The sequence below is a fragment of the Segatella copri genome (assembly GCF_026015295.1).
Classification (GTDB): domain Bacteria; phylum Bacteroidota; class Bacteroidia; order Bacteroidales; family Bacteroidaceae; genus Prevotella; species Prevotella copri_C.
The window spans coordinates 222,305-240,396 of record NZ_JAPDUW010000002.1; the positions used below are offsets into that span (position 1 = coordinate 222,305).

The window sequence follows — 18,092 nt, forward strand, 5'->3', positions numbered from 1 at the left end:
TAATAAAATGGAAGAACCTATAGAAAATAATACGCAGGAGCGTGAAGATGACCTGTTAACGGAGCAGCAGGACATTTTCTCTTATTATCGTCGTCTTAGGAGTAATCTCTTCTCAGATACGGAAGTTGTGTATGAGACTAAACTAACTCCTGAACTCTTCGACCTGAAATTGCAACAGCTCTCGCAGGACAAGAAACAGTCGGAGTTTGAGAACTTTGTCTTGGTGCTGGCCGCACGTCTGGTGACACCCAACATTAAGCCACAGACCGGCCCTGATGGTGGTGGTGATGGTAAGGTGGATGGCGAGACATATCCTGTTGACAAAGCAATATCTGACAGGTGGTGGGTGTCTGAAGGAAGTACTGGTGACCAAAAATGGGCGATAGCTATTAGTGTTCAGAAAAACTGGAAAAGTAAGATAGAGGGTGATGTCCAGAAAGCAGTAGAGACTGGCCGTGGCTATACGAAGGTGATATTCTTCTCTAACCAGAAAATCAAATCAAGTACACGTCAAGAGGTAGAGGATGAACTGTCAAAGCAGTATGGTGTGGCAGTTAGTATCTTTGACGGCAAGTGGTGTTCGTTTGCCGTATTTGAACAAGACTGTTATGATGTTGCAACCGATAAGCTGAATTTTTCCGAAGAATATAGGAGAAAGACCATCAAGGAAGGCTCCCACGATAAGCGCAGGAAAGAAGAACTGGAGCAGTTGGAGAACGATTTGTTGTCACGACAAGTAGAAAGCCTTGATACTGACTATATTGACGATTTGCTCCAGACCTGCATATTAAGCAGAGGGTTGGAACGTCCACGAATGGAGACCGAAGGACGCTTCAACCGTGCGCAGCGAGAAGCAGAGGCACATGGTTCACCTGTGCAGCGGTTCAATATAACCTATAATCATGCTTGGACATCGTTTTTCTGGTTCCACGATGTGAATGCCATGTATGCAGATTATCTGAAGTTAAAGGAATTCACAAAGACGCACACAACTGTGCATACTATAGAACTGATGACCAATATCCTCACGAATTTGGAAAATGCGGCGGGCGTTGGCTTATTCGATTCCGAAAAGTTTTGTGAGGAAGTTAAGGATTTAAAGACGATAAAGGAGCGAGAAGATCTTTCGCAGGCGAGCCGTCTGTTTCTTGAACTTTTCTTCACAGAACATAGGTTACTCCAATTGTTACACTATACGCAAGACCCAACGTCAGAGTTAAAGAAACTGTCAGAGTTGATTGAGGCATGTGCCAACTATCCAGACATTAGTTTTAATGCTCAGATAACTATCGTAGAGATAATGGGACGAGTTATAGATGACAACGATGAATATGAGAAGCTTATCGACAAGATTTCTGAGATTTCGTCTCAGCGCAAATCAGAGGTTGAGGGTGCCTTAATACATTTCAATCGTGCACAGACCTTGATAGACAAACAACAATACAAGCCTGTGGTGAAACATTTAGGGCACTGTGTACAGGCATTTCAGAAAGAAGGCTATGAGTCCGAACTGGTTAAAACATACGGCTATATGGGCATAGCTCTTTATAATCTTGAACTTCCATATAGTGGAAAGGCATATCTAGTTAAGGCAGCGTCGATACTCGTCAAGGAGTTTTTTACTAAGGGATCTATCAGCCACCTGCTGCTTACTGTGCTGTGGAAATTGTGCGAAATAGAGCTGATGACAGGTCGTCTGGTGATGTATCTCAACTGGCGTGAACTGCTATTTGTCATTGCCCATAATGGTCAAGAAATAGAGAGTAAAGAATTTGTTGAAAGAGATGTGCTGTTCGATGGAGGTTGGGCTTGTCATTTTGCGGCAGCAGACCTTACGAGAGAAACTATTTGCATCTTGCCTGATATTTTTGCACGTTGCGATATGCCCATTTCAGAAAACTATCTGAAGTATGCTTTAGGGTACGAAGACTCTGTGGATGAGCAGTATATTCATCTTGTCAATGATGATTGGAATAGTTTGCTTAGGCAGCAACCTATACACAAGCAGTTCCTAAACTCTCTAAATATAGCGGAAGAAGGGCAGACTTCTATTAGCACCCTGGCAAAGGGCTGTCGTTTCACTGTAAGTTATGAGAATTCAGTTAGGAACCAAATGGTTGCTGAGACATTTTTAGCAACTGTGGAAACACTGCTTGCCACTTTTGACACACTGGAACTTGTGGTGATGAGCCAGGAGATTCAGGTGGAAATTGTCTTAACTGATGGACAATCAGAACTGGAAAGAGGAGAAAACGGAACAAAATATGTGTTCAAAGTGAACCACGACTCTCTTGATGGAGAAACATATTGGCGTTGCTTTGCCTTCTTTATGGCATGTTTCATGTCCATTAATGCAGTATCAAACACAGATGTTGGAGAGTTGGTGGCTCAGCGACACGAAAAAGAAAAGTTGATGGACAGGGTGACTGCTATGATGGAACTGAACAACTCAGTGTATAATGTGCTTGGCGATAAGTTCAAGTATTCTGTTCGTCAATGGCAAAATGCAAATGACAGATCCTATGTTTGTAAGTCTGATGCAATGGGTGAAGCCTATACAGATCAGAACTCACATACAGAACAGTGTGGTGTACAGACTTTTTGCATCTCGAGCACTATGGAATGGTTGGAAGAAGCAGGATGGACGGGTGTGTGCTTCATGTACGACCGATGGTTCGCTGCTCCACCTATAGTGGGCCTGGCATTCAAGAACTTGGAGGCTGGCAGAAAAATCATCCATGAATGGAAAGAAAAAATAGCAAAGGGTGAACCAAGTATAGAACTGCATCTGATAAGAGGCATTGACAAGTCGCATCCCTCATGGTATAGAGCTTGTGTTACTCCAGAGATACCTTTTGATAAGATTACAGAAGGTCGATATGTCGCTGTGATGTGTCGGAAGCGTACGATGACTCCAAACGACACATCGAATCTGGACAATTTTGAGCGGATATATTCTCGGTTCGGTAAGTGCCAGCTTGTAGCAGTTGAAATTGACGACCAGATGCATGTAAATATGAACACCGGTTTTAGCGAGGCCATTGAGCTTAAAAAGGTTATCATTACCGATGCATGGAAAGTATCGGCCCAAGAACCTACGAGGAACGCATTGGAGTGGGATGATGACCCCATCATTCCAGAATCGGAGAAAACGACAGCCCCTGTCATTGAATTATTGAAAAACTTGCGTGAAGTTCATAATAAGACAGGGGAGGGTAATTAGTTAGGAGATGAACGATTATGAAAACCTGTTTAGGAAAGAAGAAAACAAATTCGTTTGCGGATGTGCTGAAGGGCAGAAGGACGGTAATGACTGATTTTGTAAGCTACGCCACAAGCAGGTACTGTCCTGATGAAGAACAGACAAAACTACTTGCAGAGTTCCACAAGCATGTGTGGAAGGATTGCAAGATAGAAACTGTTGGGCAACTGACCGAATATGAGAACCTATATCTGCAGTATTCTGAAAAGTTTGACTTTGTCTATGATACAGAGGTCGATGAGTTTGGATTTGTGGATATGAATGATGGTAAAGCGTGCTTACTCTCCAAAGGAAGGTTTGAACAGTTATCAAAGAATCTGAGTACAAGCGAATTTGCAACGAAAAGCTGAGAGTATGGGCTTTCGGACTTGGAAATTGTGGTCTTACTTAGTTTTCTTGCGGATATACTAACCTCGGCTACCAGAACCGTCGTTCTGACCATCTTGCCGCAATGTGGCAGATTGTCAACTGGGATGTTGTTGAACAACGGAATAATTAATAAATACATGGAACAGCAAGAGAAAATCTCAATGGAAGATATAGATAAAATAGAGAAGATATTTAATGTAGAATATTCTGATACTGTTAAGTATGCAGTACGTTATGGTTACAATTATCGAATAGAGGCAGAGCAGAAGCATAATTCCTATTCCCATGCTTGTTTACCAGATACATCTGCAATTCTTCTATGGCTTGGTCAAAAAGTAATTGACGGAGTTATATGGGATTTATTCAAAGTAGCTGCAAAAAAGCTTTATGAGAAGTTTGTCAAGTCCAATAGTTATCTTTCGGAAAAACTCAGTAAGTTCCTGTCAGATGAACAAGACCTCAAAAGATTCTATACTTACGTAAAAGAATTCAATGAGCAGAACATGACCGTAACAGAGGAACAGTTCAAATATATTCGAGAAGAAATAATTGCAGATTTCTTTGGAAAGGAATGTGGAAAGATATATGAGCAAGAACATCGCCTACCTACAATCCAAGAATATATGAGGATTAACCGTGAGGCTTTAGTTCATGCAGATAAACTTATGGTGCTTCTGAATTAGGGCGTTAAATTCTGCGGTAACCATCTATTTCTCCACATTGCCCACTAAAGAATAAGTAAGTGGATAAACTCAACGGCGAGTTACAGGCTCGCCGCCGCTAGATTTCTTTAGAGGTTTCTTTGACATGGTAGTGGCGGGAAGACAAGATTATCCTGACATGACGAAGGCTCTCTTATGTTAATCATAGGTAAAAATCGAAAAAGTTCAATTCTTGGAAATATGCTTTACCCAGTAAACACTGGAGGCAGAGCTATATTGCCATAGGGGTTGGATGCTTACTTTAAATATACAGAATGAATAATATCTCAGATTGGATTATTCCAATATCTTCATCATTGGTAACAATTATTGTTACAGTAATGACTTGTAAATGGCAATTACGAACCGAGTTAAGAAAAATATCGGAGAATTATGTCTCCGATAAGAAGTATAAAGCATACTATAATGCGGTGAATATGTTTTATTCAATTATGTCAGAAATTAAAAATAAGGGAGCAATAGTCGGTCCTTCTGATAGATTTCAAGAAATGTTGAAAGTAAAAGAAGACCTCTTTGTTTATGGTTCGGACAAAGCTTTTAGGGCTTTTACTGAGTTTCTTTGCAATAGTTCTCAAAATCAGCCTAATCAAGATTACATTGAGTATTTCTTGAATTTTATGTTGATTGTAAGAAAAGAAATCTCTGGAGGAAAAAGTAAATTAACAACTGATGATATTCTGCTGAATATTATGCAAAGTCATGAAGAACTTCGTAAATATCAAGTTTTTTGTGGCTTTAAATAAAATGTTATCTCATAGAAAGTACATATAAAAAGTGTTTGAGAGAAGAATGAGGAAAGTTTACTGGTTATCAGTTACTTTCCTCATTTTGGTTAAAAGTGGCGAGGACAGACGAAGACGGGAATACGACAAGATGAGACAGAGGAACGTTACCTATCCGTAACCTATACCCCAAATGAGGAATGTTAAGGTTCGGAAGAATGAGGAAGGTTACGAATTGAATTTGAATACTCTGATTTATAGTGAGTTACTGATGAGTAACGTAAGATTTTTGGTTACGAACCAAATTTGCCGTGTTCTGCCGTGAAATGCGTAGCAAGAAAAGACTCTTCATGTATTAATTTTGAACGCAAAAAAGAATGACGTTATGAAGAGTACATTTTCAATTATCTTCTACCTCAAAAGACAGGTAGTAAAGAAAGATGGTACTGTTCCAGTTATGGGACGTATCACAGTGGACGGAACACAGTCGCAGTTCAGTTGCAAGACAACTGCCAATCCAAATTTGTGGGACACCAAGGGCGGACGCATGATAGGTAAGAGTATGCAGGCTTTGGAAGTGAACCGCAAATTGGACAAGATGCGTGTGAGTATCAGTAAGCATTATCAGGAGATTATGGACAGGGACAACTTCGTCACTGCCGACAAGGTGAAGAACGCCTTTCTTGGCTTGGAGTATCGTTGCCATACACTGATGAAAGTCTATTCTCAAAGCCGTGATGAAATGGAAAAGCAATATAAGGCTGGCATGAAATCTTTGAGTACATACACGAAGTATAGAATCGGGTGTGCCTATGTGGGCGAGTTCTTGCAGACGCATTACCATGTGAAGGATATTGCTCTGAAAGAGTTATCGCTGCCTTTTATCACAGACTACGAGACTTTTCTCAGAACAGACAAGCATCTGAAGATAAATTCTGCAATGGTGTTTGTCCGCAATCTCCGTGCAATGGTATTCCGTGCCATAGATAATGAATGGCTCGTAAAAGACCCATTCAGACGATATGAGTACAAGGAAGAAGAGACCACAAGAGAGTTTCTGAGCAAAGAAGAGATTCACCTGTTGATGGAAACACCTATCACAAGAAAGAAGATGAGCATGGTACGTGATTTGTTTCTGTTCTGTTGTTTCACTGGTCTCGCCTTCATAGATCTTTATAACCTGAAGGAAGAGAACATCAAAACGTTCTTTGACGATGGCGAGTGGATAATAATCCATCGACAGAAGACAGGAACGGAAGCCAACATCAAGTTGCTTGACTATCCCAAGCAGATTATGGAAAAATACCGTGGATTGTGTGAAGACGGCAGGGTGTTTCCAGTACCCAACTACCAAAGTTGTATGGATTCGCTCAAAAGACTGGGCAAGAAATGTGGTATCACCAAGCCGCTGTCCTGGCACATGAGCCGTCATTCGTTCGCAACCTCGGTTTGCCTCTCCAACGGAGTTCCAATAGAAACCGTGAGTTCAATGCTTGGTCACAAGGACATAAAGACAACCCAGGTGTATGCCAAGATTACCAAGGAGAAATTGAGCAAAGACGTGGAAAAGTTGTCTCAGCAGATTAATAACATTGAGGAATTCACGTTTGGAAATGTTTGCAACGATAATACTAACACTATAAATGGCAGAGTATGAAACGACAAGTGATAACAATACAAGAAGATATGGTCATCTACGCCCCACATCATGGTGAGGTATGGATGACAGTTTGGGAGATTGCCGAACTGTTGAATGTAACAGGGACAGCAGTGAAGAATACCATCAAGCGCATTTGGAAACAAAGTGTGCTGAAAGATTTCCAGCTTTCTCAATACATCAAACTTGAAAATGGATATTCTGCGCATGTCTATGATATGGAAGTGATTATCGCCATAGCACTTCAAATGGATACATACCAAGCCTTGTTGTTCAGACAATGGTTTATCAGTAAGGTTGTAAACCGCAAGGATTGCCATGCAGAGCAAGTAAAACACGAGTATCCGATGATTATTGTGATGAACGGAACGATGCCAAGAGGTGCAAGTTAGAATCTCTCATCTTTTAATAAGATTCCTACACCTTTATAAATAATAGCGTACAGAGGAAACGATTTTTGTCGTTGTACCCTGTACGCTATTTTTGTTTCACTATTATGAAGCAGTACCCTCCTCTTATGAAACAGTGCCGTCGATTATCGGCTTGCGGTAATTACCAGTGAGAAGTGCTTGTATCTCGGATTCCGGATAGAGGGTTTTGCCACATAATATAATGTAGGGCAAAATGCCTTGCTTGCGATATTCCTGCAAGGTGCGGCGACTAAGCTTCAAATGCTCGGAGAGTTCCTTGTCGGTGAGGTATCGCTCCCCGTCCAAAGGTGGGCTGTAGGACTCGATGAAGGAAGACAGCCAGTTGTTGGCTTTCTTCAAGGATTGCATGGCGGTGTCTATCGACTTGCTCTCATGCGTAAGAAGTTGGTTCATGTTCATTGTTTACAATTTGGATTAAGTGGTGAATATAAAATGTGTTGGCTCGCCCAGGGTGAAGTTTTCGGCTTTGCCTTGGGCGAGTTTGGCTTTACGCTATACCGATTTGATTCTGGCGATAAGCGGAACGATGGCTTTGACCTCTTCGGGACAGTAATAGAATTGGCGACCTATCTGGGTATGCCCCAATAAACGGCGGTCACGAAGTTTTTGTAAGGTGCGCTGGCTGATGCGAAGTTGCTGGCAGACCTCATGACCTGTAAGCCATTTGTTCAGCCGCTTGCCGTTAGCCTTATGCTTCAGCAACTCCACTTTCTTTACCAAGGCATCGTATCTTGCCATCATCAAGTCGAATGCCTTCTTTTCCATTGTTACTACTTCCATGTTCTTGATTTTTATGGGTTTGACATTTTCGGCTGCGAAGATACGACACGAATTAGGAAAAACAATGAAAATGGAGATTTGTGGCAGTGCTTTTCCGTCGTTTGCTGACCGACAGGCAAGTAATTCAAGAAAATTATACGTGGGTCATTAATGAGTTGTTAAACGGGTATTTCGCAAATGATTAATTTTGCCACCGAGAAATCAAAACAGCAAAGTTTGTAACATTTAAAACGGAATCAAAATGGAAGTAATAACAATGGAAAGTCCAGCCTTTAAGATGCTGACAGAACAGATTGCCGACGTGGCAAAGTTGGTAGCTCTCATATATTCCAATGCGAGAGAAAATACCAAAAGAAGAAGCATGGAACTTGTGCTGACAAGCAGTGATGCAGCAAGAATACTTGGGATAAGCAAGCGAACCCTGCAGCGCTTGCGCTCTACCAACAGCATCGAGTACTTCATGGTGCGCGGACAATGCAGATATAGCATCAACGCTGTACAGAAATTGATTGAGGAACGAACCATTGCCAAGGAGACATGAGTATGGAAGATGGAACATTGAGACGATTGGAATTATATCTGCATGATCTGCACAAGAAAATTGACGGCATCTATGACATGCTGATGTTGAGACATGAGCGAAGCGGAGAGGACAAGGGATGCTCTGGCATCAACGAGAAATTGCTCGACAACCAGGATCTCTGTCTTTTGTTTCAAATTTCTCCCCGTTCCCTGCAACGCTACCGCAGTCTGGGAGTGCTTCCCTACAAGCGGCTGGGACAGAAGACCTACTACACGGAGGAAGACGTGAAGCAATTTATCAAGAACAACGTGAAGGATTTCAATCAGGAGAATGTAGAGCATTATATGACTCGCATTCACCAAAAATTCAAATAACAAAAGTATTCACCATTAAACATTTACAATTATGGGACAAAAGAAAAAGAGTGATGAACAGGACGTGCTGGTAGTCCGTGACGAAAAGACGGGCGAGATCAGCGTCGTCGCCGGACTCAGCAGAGACGGCACACCGAAGCGAGCACCCGCCAAGGCGGAGAACACGTCCGACTTCCTGCGTTTTGACCGCAACAGTGACTTGATGGACAGTTTCTTTAGAAACTTCTTCCGCCAGTGCAAGGAGCCAAGCCGATTCGGATTCTACCGCATAGCGGCAGACCAGGTGGAAAACCTGCTTGGCGTGATGAAGGAGTTACTGAAAGATCCGGAGGCTAACAAGGAGATTCTTTCCGCCCACAAGGTTGACACCTCCAACTATGAGAAAGAGGCAAAGCAATCGGAAGGGCAGGCGAAAGAAACCGCATCATCGGACGATGCGTCCAAGACGCAAGCTAACACAGAAAAAGAGAATGTATCATCTGAACAAACCAACGAAAAAGAGAACGACATGGAACAGAAACCAGAACAGACCGCAACCGAACAGCAGGCACAGACCGCTCCGGGTGTAAAGCAGAACCTCATTAGTGGTAACGATGTGAACCTGCAGGAACTTGGTGCCAAATATGGCATAGACTTCAACAGTATGAATGAGAAGGATATGAAAGCCCTGCTCAACTACGGCAAGACAGGGCTTGTGATTGTGAAGCCGACCTTCGGCGGTGAACAGATAGAGATACAGGCCCGTCTGTCATTCCGTAAGGACGATAACGACCAGTTGCAACTCGTGCCGCATTTCGTGCGCAACGAGCCAAAACTCGATGTCGCTTACAAAGGCTATACCTTCACTCCAGAGGACAAGAAGAACCTGTTGCAGAACGGTAACCTCGGAAAGGTAGTGGATTTCCCCGACAAGAACACAGGTGAACTGCGTCCTCATTTCATCAGTATCGACCGTCTCACCAATGAGATTGTGGACATCCCTACCAACAAGGTGCGCATACCCGATACCATCGGCAAGACACCTATTACCAAGGACGACAAGAGAGTGCTCTACTCAGGTATTCCGCTTCGTAAGGAGATTGAGCTTGCCAACGGGCGCAAGTTTACACCGCTGCTGCAGGTGAATGTGGAACAGCGTGGCGTGGAGTTCGTGCCTGGCAGCACAAGACAGGCGCAAGGTCAGAAACAGAATGGAGACAAGAAGCAAACCGCTGACAAGCAGGAGCAGAAGGCAGAAGGTGATGTGGGTGGTCAGAAGAAGCAGCAAGATCCCAACCACTGGCTCAATGAGGATGGAACCATCCGCCGACTCAACACCTATTTCAAGAAGGAACTGACCGAGCAGCAGAAGGACGACTATGTGGCAGGCAAGACCATCGAGATCAAGGAAGTGCCGAACAAGAACGGCAGCGGTACCTATACCGCCTACGTGAAGTTCGATTTCGACAAGATGCAGCCACGTTCCTACCGCAACAATCCAGACATCAAACAGGCAAAGGAACAGATTCCTACCAACGAGAACAAGGTACAAGTCGCCGTCAACGAGCAGGGCAAGACCCATGAGGCAACCAAGCACACCAAGGAGCCGCTGAGTCCGGGACAGTCTGCGCCAAAGAACGAAAAGCAGCAGAAGGAACAGAGCGCCGAGGAACAGAAGCCAAAGAGAAAGGCAAGAAGCGTGAAGATGTAGTTGCCGCCACTTGATCCACAGAGTTAATCATCCATTATAACAACCGACATCTGCGACCGTCTATCCCACGGTTGCGGATGTCACAAAAACAACAGACAATGAAGACAATCATCGCAGAGAAGCCAAGCGTAGCCAAGGAAATCGCCCACATTGTGGGAGCTGACAAGCGTGAGGAAGGCTATATGCAGGGCAATGGCTATTATGTGACATGGGCATTCGGACATTTAGTGCAGCCAGCCATGCCGGAAACTTACGGCATGAAGGGATTCCATGCGGAGAATCTGCCTGTGATTCCCGACCCGTTCGTTCTTGTTCCCCGACAAGTCAAGACAGAGAACGGCTACAAACCAGATGCAGGTGTGCTTGTCCAGATCAAGATAATCGGCAAGCTGTTTGACAGCAGTGAGCGCATTATTGTAGCAACCGATGCCGGACGTGAGGGAGAGTTGATTTTCCGATACCTCTATGCGTATCTTGGTTGCAGGAAACCTTTCGACCGTCTCTGGATCAGTTCGCTTACGGACACCGCCATCCGTGAGGGACTTCTGAACCTCAAGGATGGCAAGGAGTATGACAATCTCTATCATGCAGCGAAGGCACGAAGTGAGGCAGACTGGCTCGTCGGCATCAACGGCACGCAGGCCCTGACGATAGCCGCAGGACGTGGCACCTATTCCGTAGGTCGTGTGCAGACTCCGACCCTTGGCATGGTGTGCGAACGCTATTGGGAACACAAGCGTTTCGAGTCGAAACCGTTCTGGCAGGTACACTTCGGTGTGGTTGATGCAGACAGTGGCAATATACTGAAGTTCACATCTGCCAACCGATGGACAGACAAAGCTACCGCAACCGATATATATAATAAGGTGAAAGAAACAGGTTCTGTCATCATCACAAAGATCGCAACCAAGCGAAAGGTGGAGAAGGCACCGCTCCTTTACGACCTCACCACCTTGCAGAAAGAAGCCAATTCCCAGCATGGCTTCACGGCAGAGCATACACTCTCCATCGCCCAGAAACTCTACGAGGCAAAGTTCATCACCTATCCAAGAACATCAAGCCGCTATATTTCGGATGATGTATTTGCCACCCTTCCCAAACTCTTCAAGAATCTGGAGAATCATTCGGAATATGGAGAAAAAGTGAAACTCTTGCCTGGCAGTGAGGACTACTGCAAGAACAGCGTGAATGCCGCCAAGGTGACCGATCACCATGCCCTGCTCATCACAGAAAATGCAGCCATTGGTCTTTTCAAGGACGAGAAGATCGTTTATGACATGATATTGTGCCGGATGATTGAAGCGTTCTCAGCAGACTGCATCAAGGACATCACATCAGTATCGGCGCAAGTGGATCATGACGTCGAATTTGGCATCAGTGGCTCCATCATCCGACAGACTGGCTGGCGAGCGTTGTCGCTCAAGGAAAAGAACAAAAGGCAGGACAAGGATGCAGGCGCAACAGACGATGAGGTCAAAGATCAAGTCATTCCCAACTGGCAAGAAGGACAGCATGTCACTCTTTCTGGCTGCACCATCACGGAGGGCAAGACCAAACCGAAGCCATTGCATACGGAATCCACATTGCTTGCAGCAATGGAGACCGCAGGCAAAGAGATAGAAGATGATACGAAGCGCCAGGCAATGAAGGACAGCGGTATTGGCACACCTGCCACACGTGCCGCCATCATCGAAACCCTGCTCAAACGAGAGTATATGGTGCGCCAGCAGAAGAAACTTGTGCCGACGGAAAAAGGACTCGCCCTGCATTCCGTGGTGAAGAACATGGCGATTGCCAATGTGGAGATGACGGGCAAATGGGAGGCGGAACTTGCCAAGATTGAACGAGGTGAAGCAAGTGCAGACGGGTTCACCCATAGTATCGAAGGCTATACCCGTGAAATCACTGCGGAATTGTTAGGTTGTGATAGACTTTTCAGCCACAAGGATTCCGGCTGCCAGTGTCCTAAATGCAAGCAAGGTACCATGCAGTTCTTCGGAAAGGTAGTAAGATGCAGCAACAAGGAGTGCGGTATGCCAGTGTTCAAGCAGGTAGCAGGAAAGTTGCTCACTGATGGCGACATCACCGAGTTGCTTACCAAGGGCAAGACCAGAACGCTCAATGGTTTCACCAGCAAGCAAGGCAAATCATTCTCCGCAGCCATTGCCTTTGACGAGAATTTCAACACGAAATTCGTCTTTGCAGAGCGCAAAACAGCAGAAAAGCGAGGAAATGTGAAGAGATACAAGAAATAGTTTGTACCTTTGCCACCGAAACATGGTTCATAAATGGTGTCTTTATTCAGGATGCTTTTATTTACTGTGGATTAAGTGGCGGCACTCGGAGGGATACCGAGTGCCTTTTTCTTGCTTTCAACAAACACCAACCGCCATCCACGGTTTATTATTCACCACTTAATCCATTCAACTGACAAATGAACAGAAAGAAACAGGCACAGACAGAACTGTCCTATTACGGACTGTATCTCTTGAACCATCTCAGAGAGAACCGTTTTCCACAAGCCAGCGATGCGGACTTTATCCGCGAACGTGCAGACCATGCCGCAGAGGTATATGAGCAGGCACGGCGTGATGCCCTCTTTGCCGATGCGGCACAAGAACTTGCCATGGCAGCATTGCTGAAAGGTCTCCGCTTTTCCAAGTACAGCATCCTGTATGATGTTGTTGACAGTGAGTTTCCCCTGGAGGTAGCAGTAGAAGACCAGGAAGCGTTTGTCAAGAACCTCCTGCCTTTGGTTGACAACGTGTATTCCATTTACGACCTCACCGATGACGATTTTGCCCAGTCACCGGACTACGACCAGCTCTACACTGAGTTGACTGGAGCCGTAGCCATTTTCATAGAGTCAAATGGCGTACAATAGAAAACAACGGCTGAACGACAACATCAAGGCGATAGAGACAGCATTCATCCTTGACAGGGAACAGCGCACGCCGACCGCCCGTGAGCGTCTCCTTCTGGAGCGTTACTGCGGATTCGGGGGATTGAAGTGCATCCTGAACCCTGCCAGGGAACTGGCGGATGCCGTCCATTGGGCAAAGTCAGACCTTGAGTTGTTTGCTCCAACAGTGGAGCTGCATAGACTTATCCGTGAAAACAGCAAGAATGAAAGCGAGTACAAACAGTTGATGGACAGTCTGAAACAGTCTGTCCTCACGGCATTCTACACGCCGTCAGCCGTTACGGAGGCTCTGACGGATGTGTTGAAAGAGCATCAGATTATCCCCGAAAAGGTGCTTGAACCATCGGCAGGCATCGGTGCCTTTGTCGATTCGGTCTTGGATAACAATCCCAAGGCAGACATTATGGCGTTTGAAAAAGACCTGCTTACGGGAAAGATACTCCGCCATCTGCACCCGGAGCAGAAAGTGCGCATAGAGGGATTCGAGAAGATAGAAAAGCCTTTCAATGACTACTTCGACCTCGCCATCTCAAATATTCCCTTTGGCGATGTTGCCGTGTTTGATCCGTCCTATACAGCCATGAAAGGCATGAGGGCTCTTGTCACCAGACGCATACACAACTACTTCTTTGTCAAGGCTCTTGATACGGTAAGGGACGGCGGGTTGGTTGCCTTCATCACCTCACAAGGCGTATTGAATGCCAAAAACAACAGTGCCGCGCGTTTTATGATGCTCTATCATGCAGATCTCGTGTCAGCGATTCGTCTTCCCAACAACCTGTTCACGGAAAATGCCAATACGGAAGTGGGCAGTGACCTCATCATCCTCCAGAAAAACAGCCAAAAGGAGTCGCTGCGAGGAGACGACAACCTGCTTGATACCGTCTATAATGACGAGAACCGCATTCCGACAAGCAACTACTTTCTGGAGCATCCGGAACGCATTATCCATACAACGGCAAAGTTGGACACCGACCCGTTCGGCAAACCTGCAATGATATACACGCATGAGGATGGTGTGGAAGGCATTGCAGAGGATTTGCGAAGGATGCTCCATGAAGACTTTAAGAAGAACCTCAATTTGAACCGATACTTGGGGATAGAGGAAACAAAGGCTGAGGAAGTTAAGGAGGTTGAAGAAACAGAAAAGATAGAAAAAACAGAGAAGATGAAGCCGTCCATTGAGGAAAAGCAGAACGATACGGTAGTATCCTTGCAAAAGCAGGAAAAGCCTACTGATGATGCTGAGCTATCCCAAAAGTCTAATCATCAGCAGCCACCAGTCCAAATGACTCTGTTTGACCTTTGGGGAATGGAAGAAGAAAAACGTCTGACTGTCCATGCTACAAAGAAGAAAGCAGAGGTAACAGTGGGAGCTGTCGCCAAGAAAGTGTCAAGGAAGAGAGCAAGTCCGTTGGTAAAAAGCGTCAATCCGACTTTTGAAGTTGTGACAAAGCCTGTGGAAAAAGAAGAAAAGCCTTCGTTGACAGATGCAAAAGATCAGGAAACAGCACAGGAGACAAAACCAATCCTGCCTGGGGATGAGCCATACGCAAGCATCTCTTGGGAAGAGAATCCGCCAATCAACGGCTTTTACGAGATGATGATGACCATGGCTCCCGAAGACAGGGTGCTGCTGCGCCAAAAGGCGGAACTGCACCGTCAGGAACAGCTCAAGGCTTTGGGCGTTGAAGATACGCTTGATCCGAAGTTCAAGCCGCCGATGGAACCGATAGAAGTTCTCAAAGTTCAAATCGGGCATGGGCAGTCGAAAGGGAATGAGGCAAAAGAAGATTCCAAGACTCAGAGCACATTGAAAGAAACAAATCATGAGCGGGAACAACAAAAAGAGCAAGAAAGAAAGCGGGAAGAGCTGGCAAAGAAGAAAGAGGATGCTATGAAGCCCCGTCCATTTGATGAGAAACTGGATAGTTTTCATCGTGAGGGTTCTATGGTGCTCGACTCTGCCAAAAACATCGGTGTATTGAAAGACCTTACCAAGTATGGTGCTACCTTCATGCCGTTGGATCTGAATATGGAGCAGAAAGAAAAGGCAGTCTTGTATATCGCCCTCCGTGATGCCTATCAGAAACTTTACACCTATGAAGCGGAAGAACAGACGGAAAACAAGCAGATGCGTGAGAGTCTGAATGTCTATTATGATGCTTTCTTCATCCGCTTCGGCAACCTCAATGCCAAGCAGAACGTGAAGTTAATCCTTATGGATGCCTCAGGGCGCGACATGCTGTCGTTGGAACGGGTGGAAAACGGACAGTTCACAAAGTCAGACATCTTCGACCACCCGGTCTCTTTTTCGCTTGACGAGGTCAGTCATGTGGATTCTCCAGAGGAAGCGCTCACCGCCTCACTCAACAAGTTCGGCCGTATCGACTTGCCGTATATGACTGAATTATCGGATATGCCGGAACAGGAACTGACGGAAGCGCTTAAAGGGCGCATCTATTACAATCCGCTCATAGATGGCTACGAGATAGCCGACCGCTTCATTGCTGGCAATGTCATAGAGAAAGCGGAGCGTATAGAAGAATGGCTGAAGGAAAATCCCGACCATGCAATCGTGAGGGAGTCGTTGGAAGCCTTGAAGGCAAGCATTCCCGAACCGATAGCCTTTGAGGACCTGGACTTCAACTTCGGTGAGCGTTGGATACCTACAGGTGTGTATTCCGCTTACATGAGCCACCTCTTCAATACACAGGTCAGCATCGTCTATTCTGACAGCATGGACGAATATTCGGCAAAATGCAGTATGAAGACCATGGCCATCACGGATGAGTATATGGTGAAGGGATATTACCGCAACTATGACGGCATGAGTCTTCTGAAACATGCCCTGCACAACACTTGTCCCGACATGATGAAGAGCATCGGTGAGGATGAACACGGCAACGACATCAAGGTGCGTGACAGCGAGGGCATACAGCTTGCCAATGCCAAGATTGACGAAATCCGCAACGGGTTCTCTGAATGGCTGGAGGAGCAGTCTGACTCCTTTAAGGAACGCTTGACCACAATGTACAACCGGAAGTTCAACTGCTTCGTGCGTCCGAAGTATGACGGTTCTCACCAGACCTTCCCCGGCTTGGATCTGAAAGCCCTTGGCGGAAAGTATGGTGTCAAGAGTGTGTACCCAAGTCAGAAGGACTGTGTATGGATGCTTTTGCAGAACGGCGGCGGGATATGTGACCACGCCGTAGGTACAGGCAAGACCCTCATCATGTGCATGGCTGCGCATGAGATGAAACGTCTCGGTATAGCTCACAAGCCGATGATTATCGGGCTGAAAGCCAATGTCGCGGAGATTGCCGTCACCTATCAGACGGCTTATCCCCATGCGAGGATACTCTATGCCTCGGAGAAGGATTTTTCCACCAAGAACCGTGTCAGCTTCTTCAACAACATCAAGAACAACGACTATGACTGTGTAATCATGTCGCATGACCAGTTCGGGAAGATACCGCAATCGCCAGAACTCCAGCGGCAGATATTGCAGGCGGAGCTTGATACCGTGGAGGAAAACTTGGAAGTGATACGCACGCAGGGCAAAGACGTGTCACGGGGAATGCTCAAAGGACTGGAAAAGCGAAAGCAGAATCTGGAGGCAAAGTTGCAGAAGATAGCCTACAGCATCGAGCAGCGCACCGATGATGTGGTGGATTTCCGCATGATGGGCATCGACCACTTGTTTGTGGACGAGAGCCACCAGTTCAAGAACCTCATGTTCAACACCAGACACGACCGTGTGGCAGGACTTGGCAACAGCGAGGGAAGCCAGAAGGCACTCAACATGCTCTTTGCTATCCGTACCATACAGGAGCGGACAGGCAGAGATCTGGGAGCGACATTCCTGTCGGGAACAACCATCAGTAACTCACTGACTGAGTTGTATCTGCTTTTCAAGTACCTGCGCCCCAAGGAACTGGAGCGTCAGGACATCCGCTGTTTCGATGCGTGGGCGGCAATCTTCGCCAAGAAAACTACCGACTTCGAGTTTAACGTCACCAACAACATCGTACAGAAGGAACGTTTCAGATACTTCATCAAGGTACCGGAGCTTGCTGCTTTCTACAACGAGATAACCGACTATCGCACGGCGGAGGCGGTTGGTGTGGACAGACCACAGAAGAACGAGATTCTTCATAACATACCACCGACACCCGAGCAGGAGGACTTCATCCAAAAGCTGATGGAGTTTGCCAAGACGGGTGATGCCACCATCCTCGGCAGACTGCCATTGTCGGAAACAGAGGAAAAGGCAAAGATGCTCATAGCCACGGACTATGCCCGAAAGATGGCTCTCGACATGCGCATGATAGACCCGACTTGTGAGGATCATCCCGACAACAAGGCAAGCCATTGTGCCAAGATGATAGCGGACTATTACAAACGCTATGACAATTACAAGGGCACACAGTTCGTATTCTCAGATCTTGGCACATACAGACCTGGGGAATTCAACGTGTATTCTGAAATCAAGCGTAAGCTGATAGAGGATTATGGAATACCTTCATCTGAAATCCGCTTCATTCAGGAGTGCAAGAACGAGAGGGCAAGAAAGGCGGTGATAGCAGCCATGAACGAGGGTTCGGTACGAGTATTGTTCGGCTCCACATCTATGTTA

Annotated in this window: 14 protein-coding genes and 1 pseudogene; 13 read left to right on the forward strand and 2 right to left on the reverse strand. The window is 45.8% G+C overall.

What is annotated here, in order from left to right; all coding sequences use genetic code 11:
* Positions 1 to 7 precede the first annotated feature (7 nt).
* The 7 genes and pseudogenes from ONT18_RS17120 (at position 8) to ONT18_RS17145 (ending at position 7,124) form a co-directional block, all read left to right on the forward strand.
* A complete protein-coding gene (locus tag ONT18_RS17120; protein WP_264907261.1) occupies positions 8 to 3,223 on the forward strand; it encodes a hypothetical protein in 3,216 nt (1,071 codons plus the stop codon).
* 17 nt (positions 3,224 to 3,240) lie between these two features.
* Positions 3,241 to 3,612 carry a hypothetical protein gene (locus ONT18_RS17125; protein ID WP_203069187.1) on the forward strand — a complete coding sequence of 124 codons (372 nt, stop codon included), beginning with the start codon at positions 3,241 to 3,243 and terminating at the stop codon, positions 3,610 to 3,612.
* A 74-nt stretch (positions 3,613 to 3,686) separates the two neighbouring features.
* Positions 3,687 to 3,761: pseudogene (locus ONT18_RS17365) on the forward strand (Fe-Mn family superoxide dismutase); the annotation flags it as partial.
* Positions 3,762 to 3,768: 7 nt separating this feature from the next.
* The gene (locus ONT18_RS17130) at positions 3,769 to 4,314 is read left to right on the forward strand and encodes a hypothetical protein (RefSeq protein WP_218459710.1); all 546 of its coding nucleotides are present in this window, start codon (positions 3,769 to 3,771) and stop codon (positions 4,312 to 4,314) included.
* Between the two features lie 293 nt (positions 4,315 to 4,607).
* Complete coding sequence (locus ONT18_RS17135) at positions 4,608 to 5,096, forward strand: hypothetical protein (protein WP_203069189.1); 489 nt, start codon at positions 4,608 to 4,610, stop codon at positions 5,094 to 5,096.
* Positions 5,097 to 5,460: 364 nt separating this feature from the next.
* Positions 5,461 to 6,732, forward strand: a complete 1,272-nt coding sequence (locus ONT18_RS17140) for a site-specific integrase (protein ID WP_264907266.1) — start codon at positions 5,461 to 5,463, stop codon at positions 6,730 to 6,732.
* Between the two features lie 8 nt (positions 6,733 to 6,740).
* Positions 6,741 to 7,124, forward strand: coding sequence for a hypothetical protein (locus tag ONT18_RS17145; protein WP_264907268.1), 384 nt, complete (start codon positions 6,741 to 6,743; stop codon positions 7,122 to 7,124).
* Positions 7,125 to 7,247: 123 nt separating this feature from the next.
* On the opposite strand, the gene ONT18_RS17150 is transcribed toward ONT18_RS17145, so the two are convergent.
* Positions 7,248 to 7,562 carry a helix-turn-helix domain-containing protein gene (locus ONT18_RS17150; protein WP_118141758.1) on the reverse strand — a complete coding sequence of 105 codons (315 nt, stop codon included), beginning with the start codon at positions 7,560 to 7,562 and terminating at the stop codon, positions 7,248 to 7,250.
* Between the two features lie 93 nt (positions 7,563 to 7,655).
* Positions 7,656 to 7,943, reverse strand: a complete 288-nt coding sequence (locus tag ONT18_RS17155; protein ID WP_264907271.1) for a helix-turn-helix domain-containing protein — start codon at positions 7,941 to 7,943, stop codon at positions 7,656 to 7,658.
* 241 nt (positions 7,944 to 8,184) lie between these two features.
* On the opposite strand from ONT18_RS17155, the gene ONT18_RS17160 reads away from it, so the two are divergent.
* The 6 genes from ONT18_RS17160 to ONT18_RS17185 form a co-directional block, all read left to right on the forward strand.
* Positions 8,185 to 8,484, forward strand: coding sequence for a helix-turn-helix domain-containing protein (locus ONT18_RS17160; RefSeq protein WP_262302261.1), 300 nt, complete (start codon positions 8,185 to 8,187; stop codon positions 8,482 to 8,484).
* Positions 8,481 to 8,840, forward strand: coding sequence for a helix-turn-helix domain-containing protein (locus ONT18_RS17165; protein ID WP_371318313.1), 360 nt, complete (start codon positions 8,481 to 8,483; stop codon positions 8,838 to 8,840). Before ONT18_RS17160 ends, ONT18_RS17165 begins: the two co-directional genes overlap by 4 nt.
* A gap of 31 nt (positions 8,841 to 8,871) precedes the next feature.
* Complete coding sequence (locus ONT18_RS17170) at positions 8,872 to 10,530, forward strand: DUF4099 domain-containing protein (protein ID WP_262302262.1); 1,659 nt, start codon at positions 8,872 to 8,874, stop codon at positions 10,528 to 10,530.
* 98 nt (positions 10,531 to 10,628) lie between these two features.
* Positions 10,629 to 12,785, forward strand: a complete 2,157-nt coding sequence (locus tag ONT18_RS17175; protein WP_264907275.1) for a type IA DNA topoisomerase — start codon at positions 10,629 to 10,631, stop codon at positions 12,783 to 12,785.
* Between the two features lie 179 nt (positions 12,786 to 12,964).
* Positions 12,965 to 13,414, forward strand: coding sequence for a DUF1896 domain-containing protein (locus ONT18_RS17180; protein ID WP_143722950.1), 450 nt, complete (start codon positions 12,965 to 12,967; stop codon positions 13,412 to 13,414).
* Positions 13,401 to 18,092, forward strand: a 4,692-nt coding sequence (locus tag ONT18_RS17185) for a DNA methylase (protein WP_264907279.1), incomplete at its 3' end; no start/stop codon positions are given. The genes ONT18_RS17180 and ONT18_RS17185, both read left to right, overlap by 14 nt.

Coding starts and splice junctions, on each gene's coding strand:
- ONT18_RS17120 (WP_264907261.1), top strand. CDS start 8: ATGGAAGAACCTATAGAAAATAATACGCAGGAGCGTGAAGATGACCTG.
- ONT18_RS17125 (WP_203069187.1), top strand. CDS start 3,241: ATGAAAACCTGTTTAGGAAAGAAGAAAACAAATTCGTTTGCGGATGTG.
- ONT18_RS17130 (WP_218459710.1), top strand. CDS start 3,769: ATGGAACAGCAAGAGAAAATCTCAATGGAAGATATAGATAAAATAGAG.
- ONT18_RS17135 (WP_203069189.1), top strand. CDS start 4,608: ATGAATAATATCTCAGATTGGATTATTCCAATATCTTCATCATTGGTA.
- ONT18_RS17140 (WP_264907266.1), top strand. CDS start 5,461: ATGAAGAGTACATTTTCAATTATCTTCTACCTCAAAAGACAGGTAGTA.
- ONT18_RS17150 (WP_118141758.1), bottom strand. CDS start 7,562: ATGAACATGAACCAACTTCTTACGCATGAGAGCAAGTCGATAGACACC.
- ONT18_RS17155 (WP_264907271.1), bottom strand. CDS start 7,943: ATGGAAGTAGTAACAATGGAAAAGAAGGCATTCGACTTGATGATGGCA.
- ONT18_RS17160 (WP_262302261.1), top strand. CDS start 8,185: ATGGAAGTAATAACAATGGAAAGTCCAGCCTTTAAGATGCTGACAGAA.
- ONT18_RS17165 (WP_371318313.1), top strand. CDS start 8,481: ATGAGTATGGAAGATGGAACATTGAGACGATTGGAATTATATCTGCAT.
- ONT18_RS17170 (WP_262302262.1), top strand. CDS start 8,872: ATGGGACAAAAGAAAAAGAGTGATGAACAGGACGTGCTGGTAGTCCGT.
- ONT18_RS17175 (WP_264907275.1), top strand. CDS start 10,629: ATGAAGACAATCATCGCAGAGAAGCCAAGCGTAGCCAAGGAAATCGCC.
- ONT18_RS17180 (WP_143722950.1), top strand. CDS start 12,965: ATGAACAGAAAGAAACAGGCACAGACAGAACTGTCCTATTACGGACTG.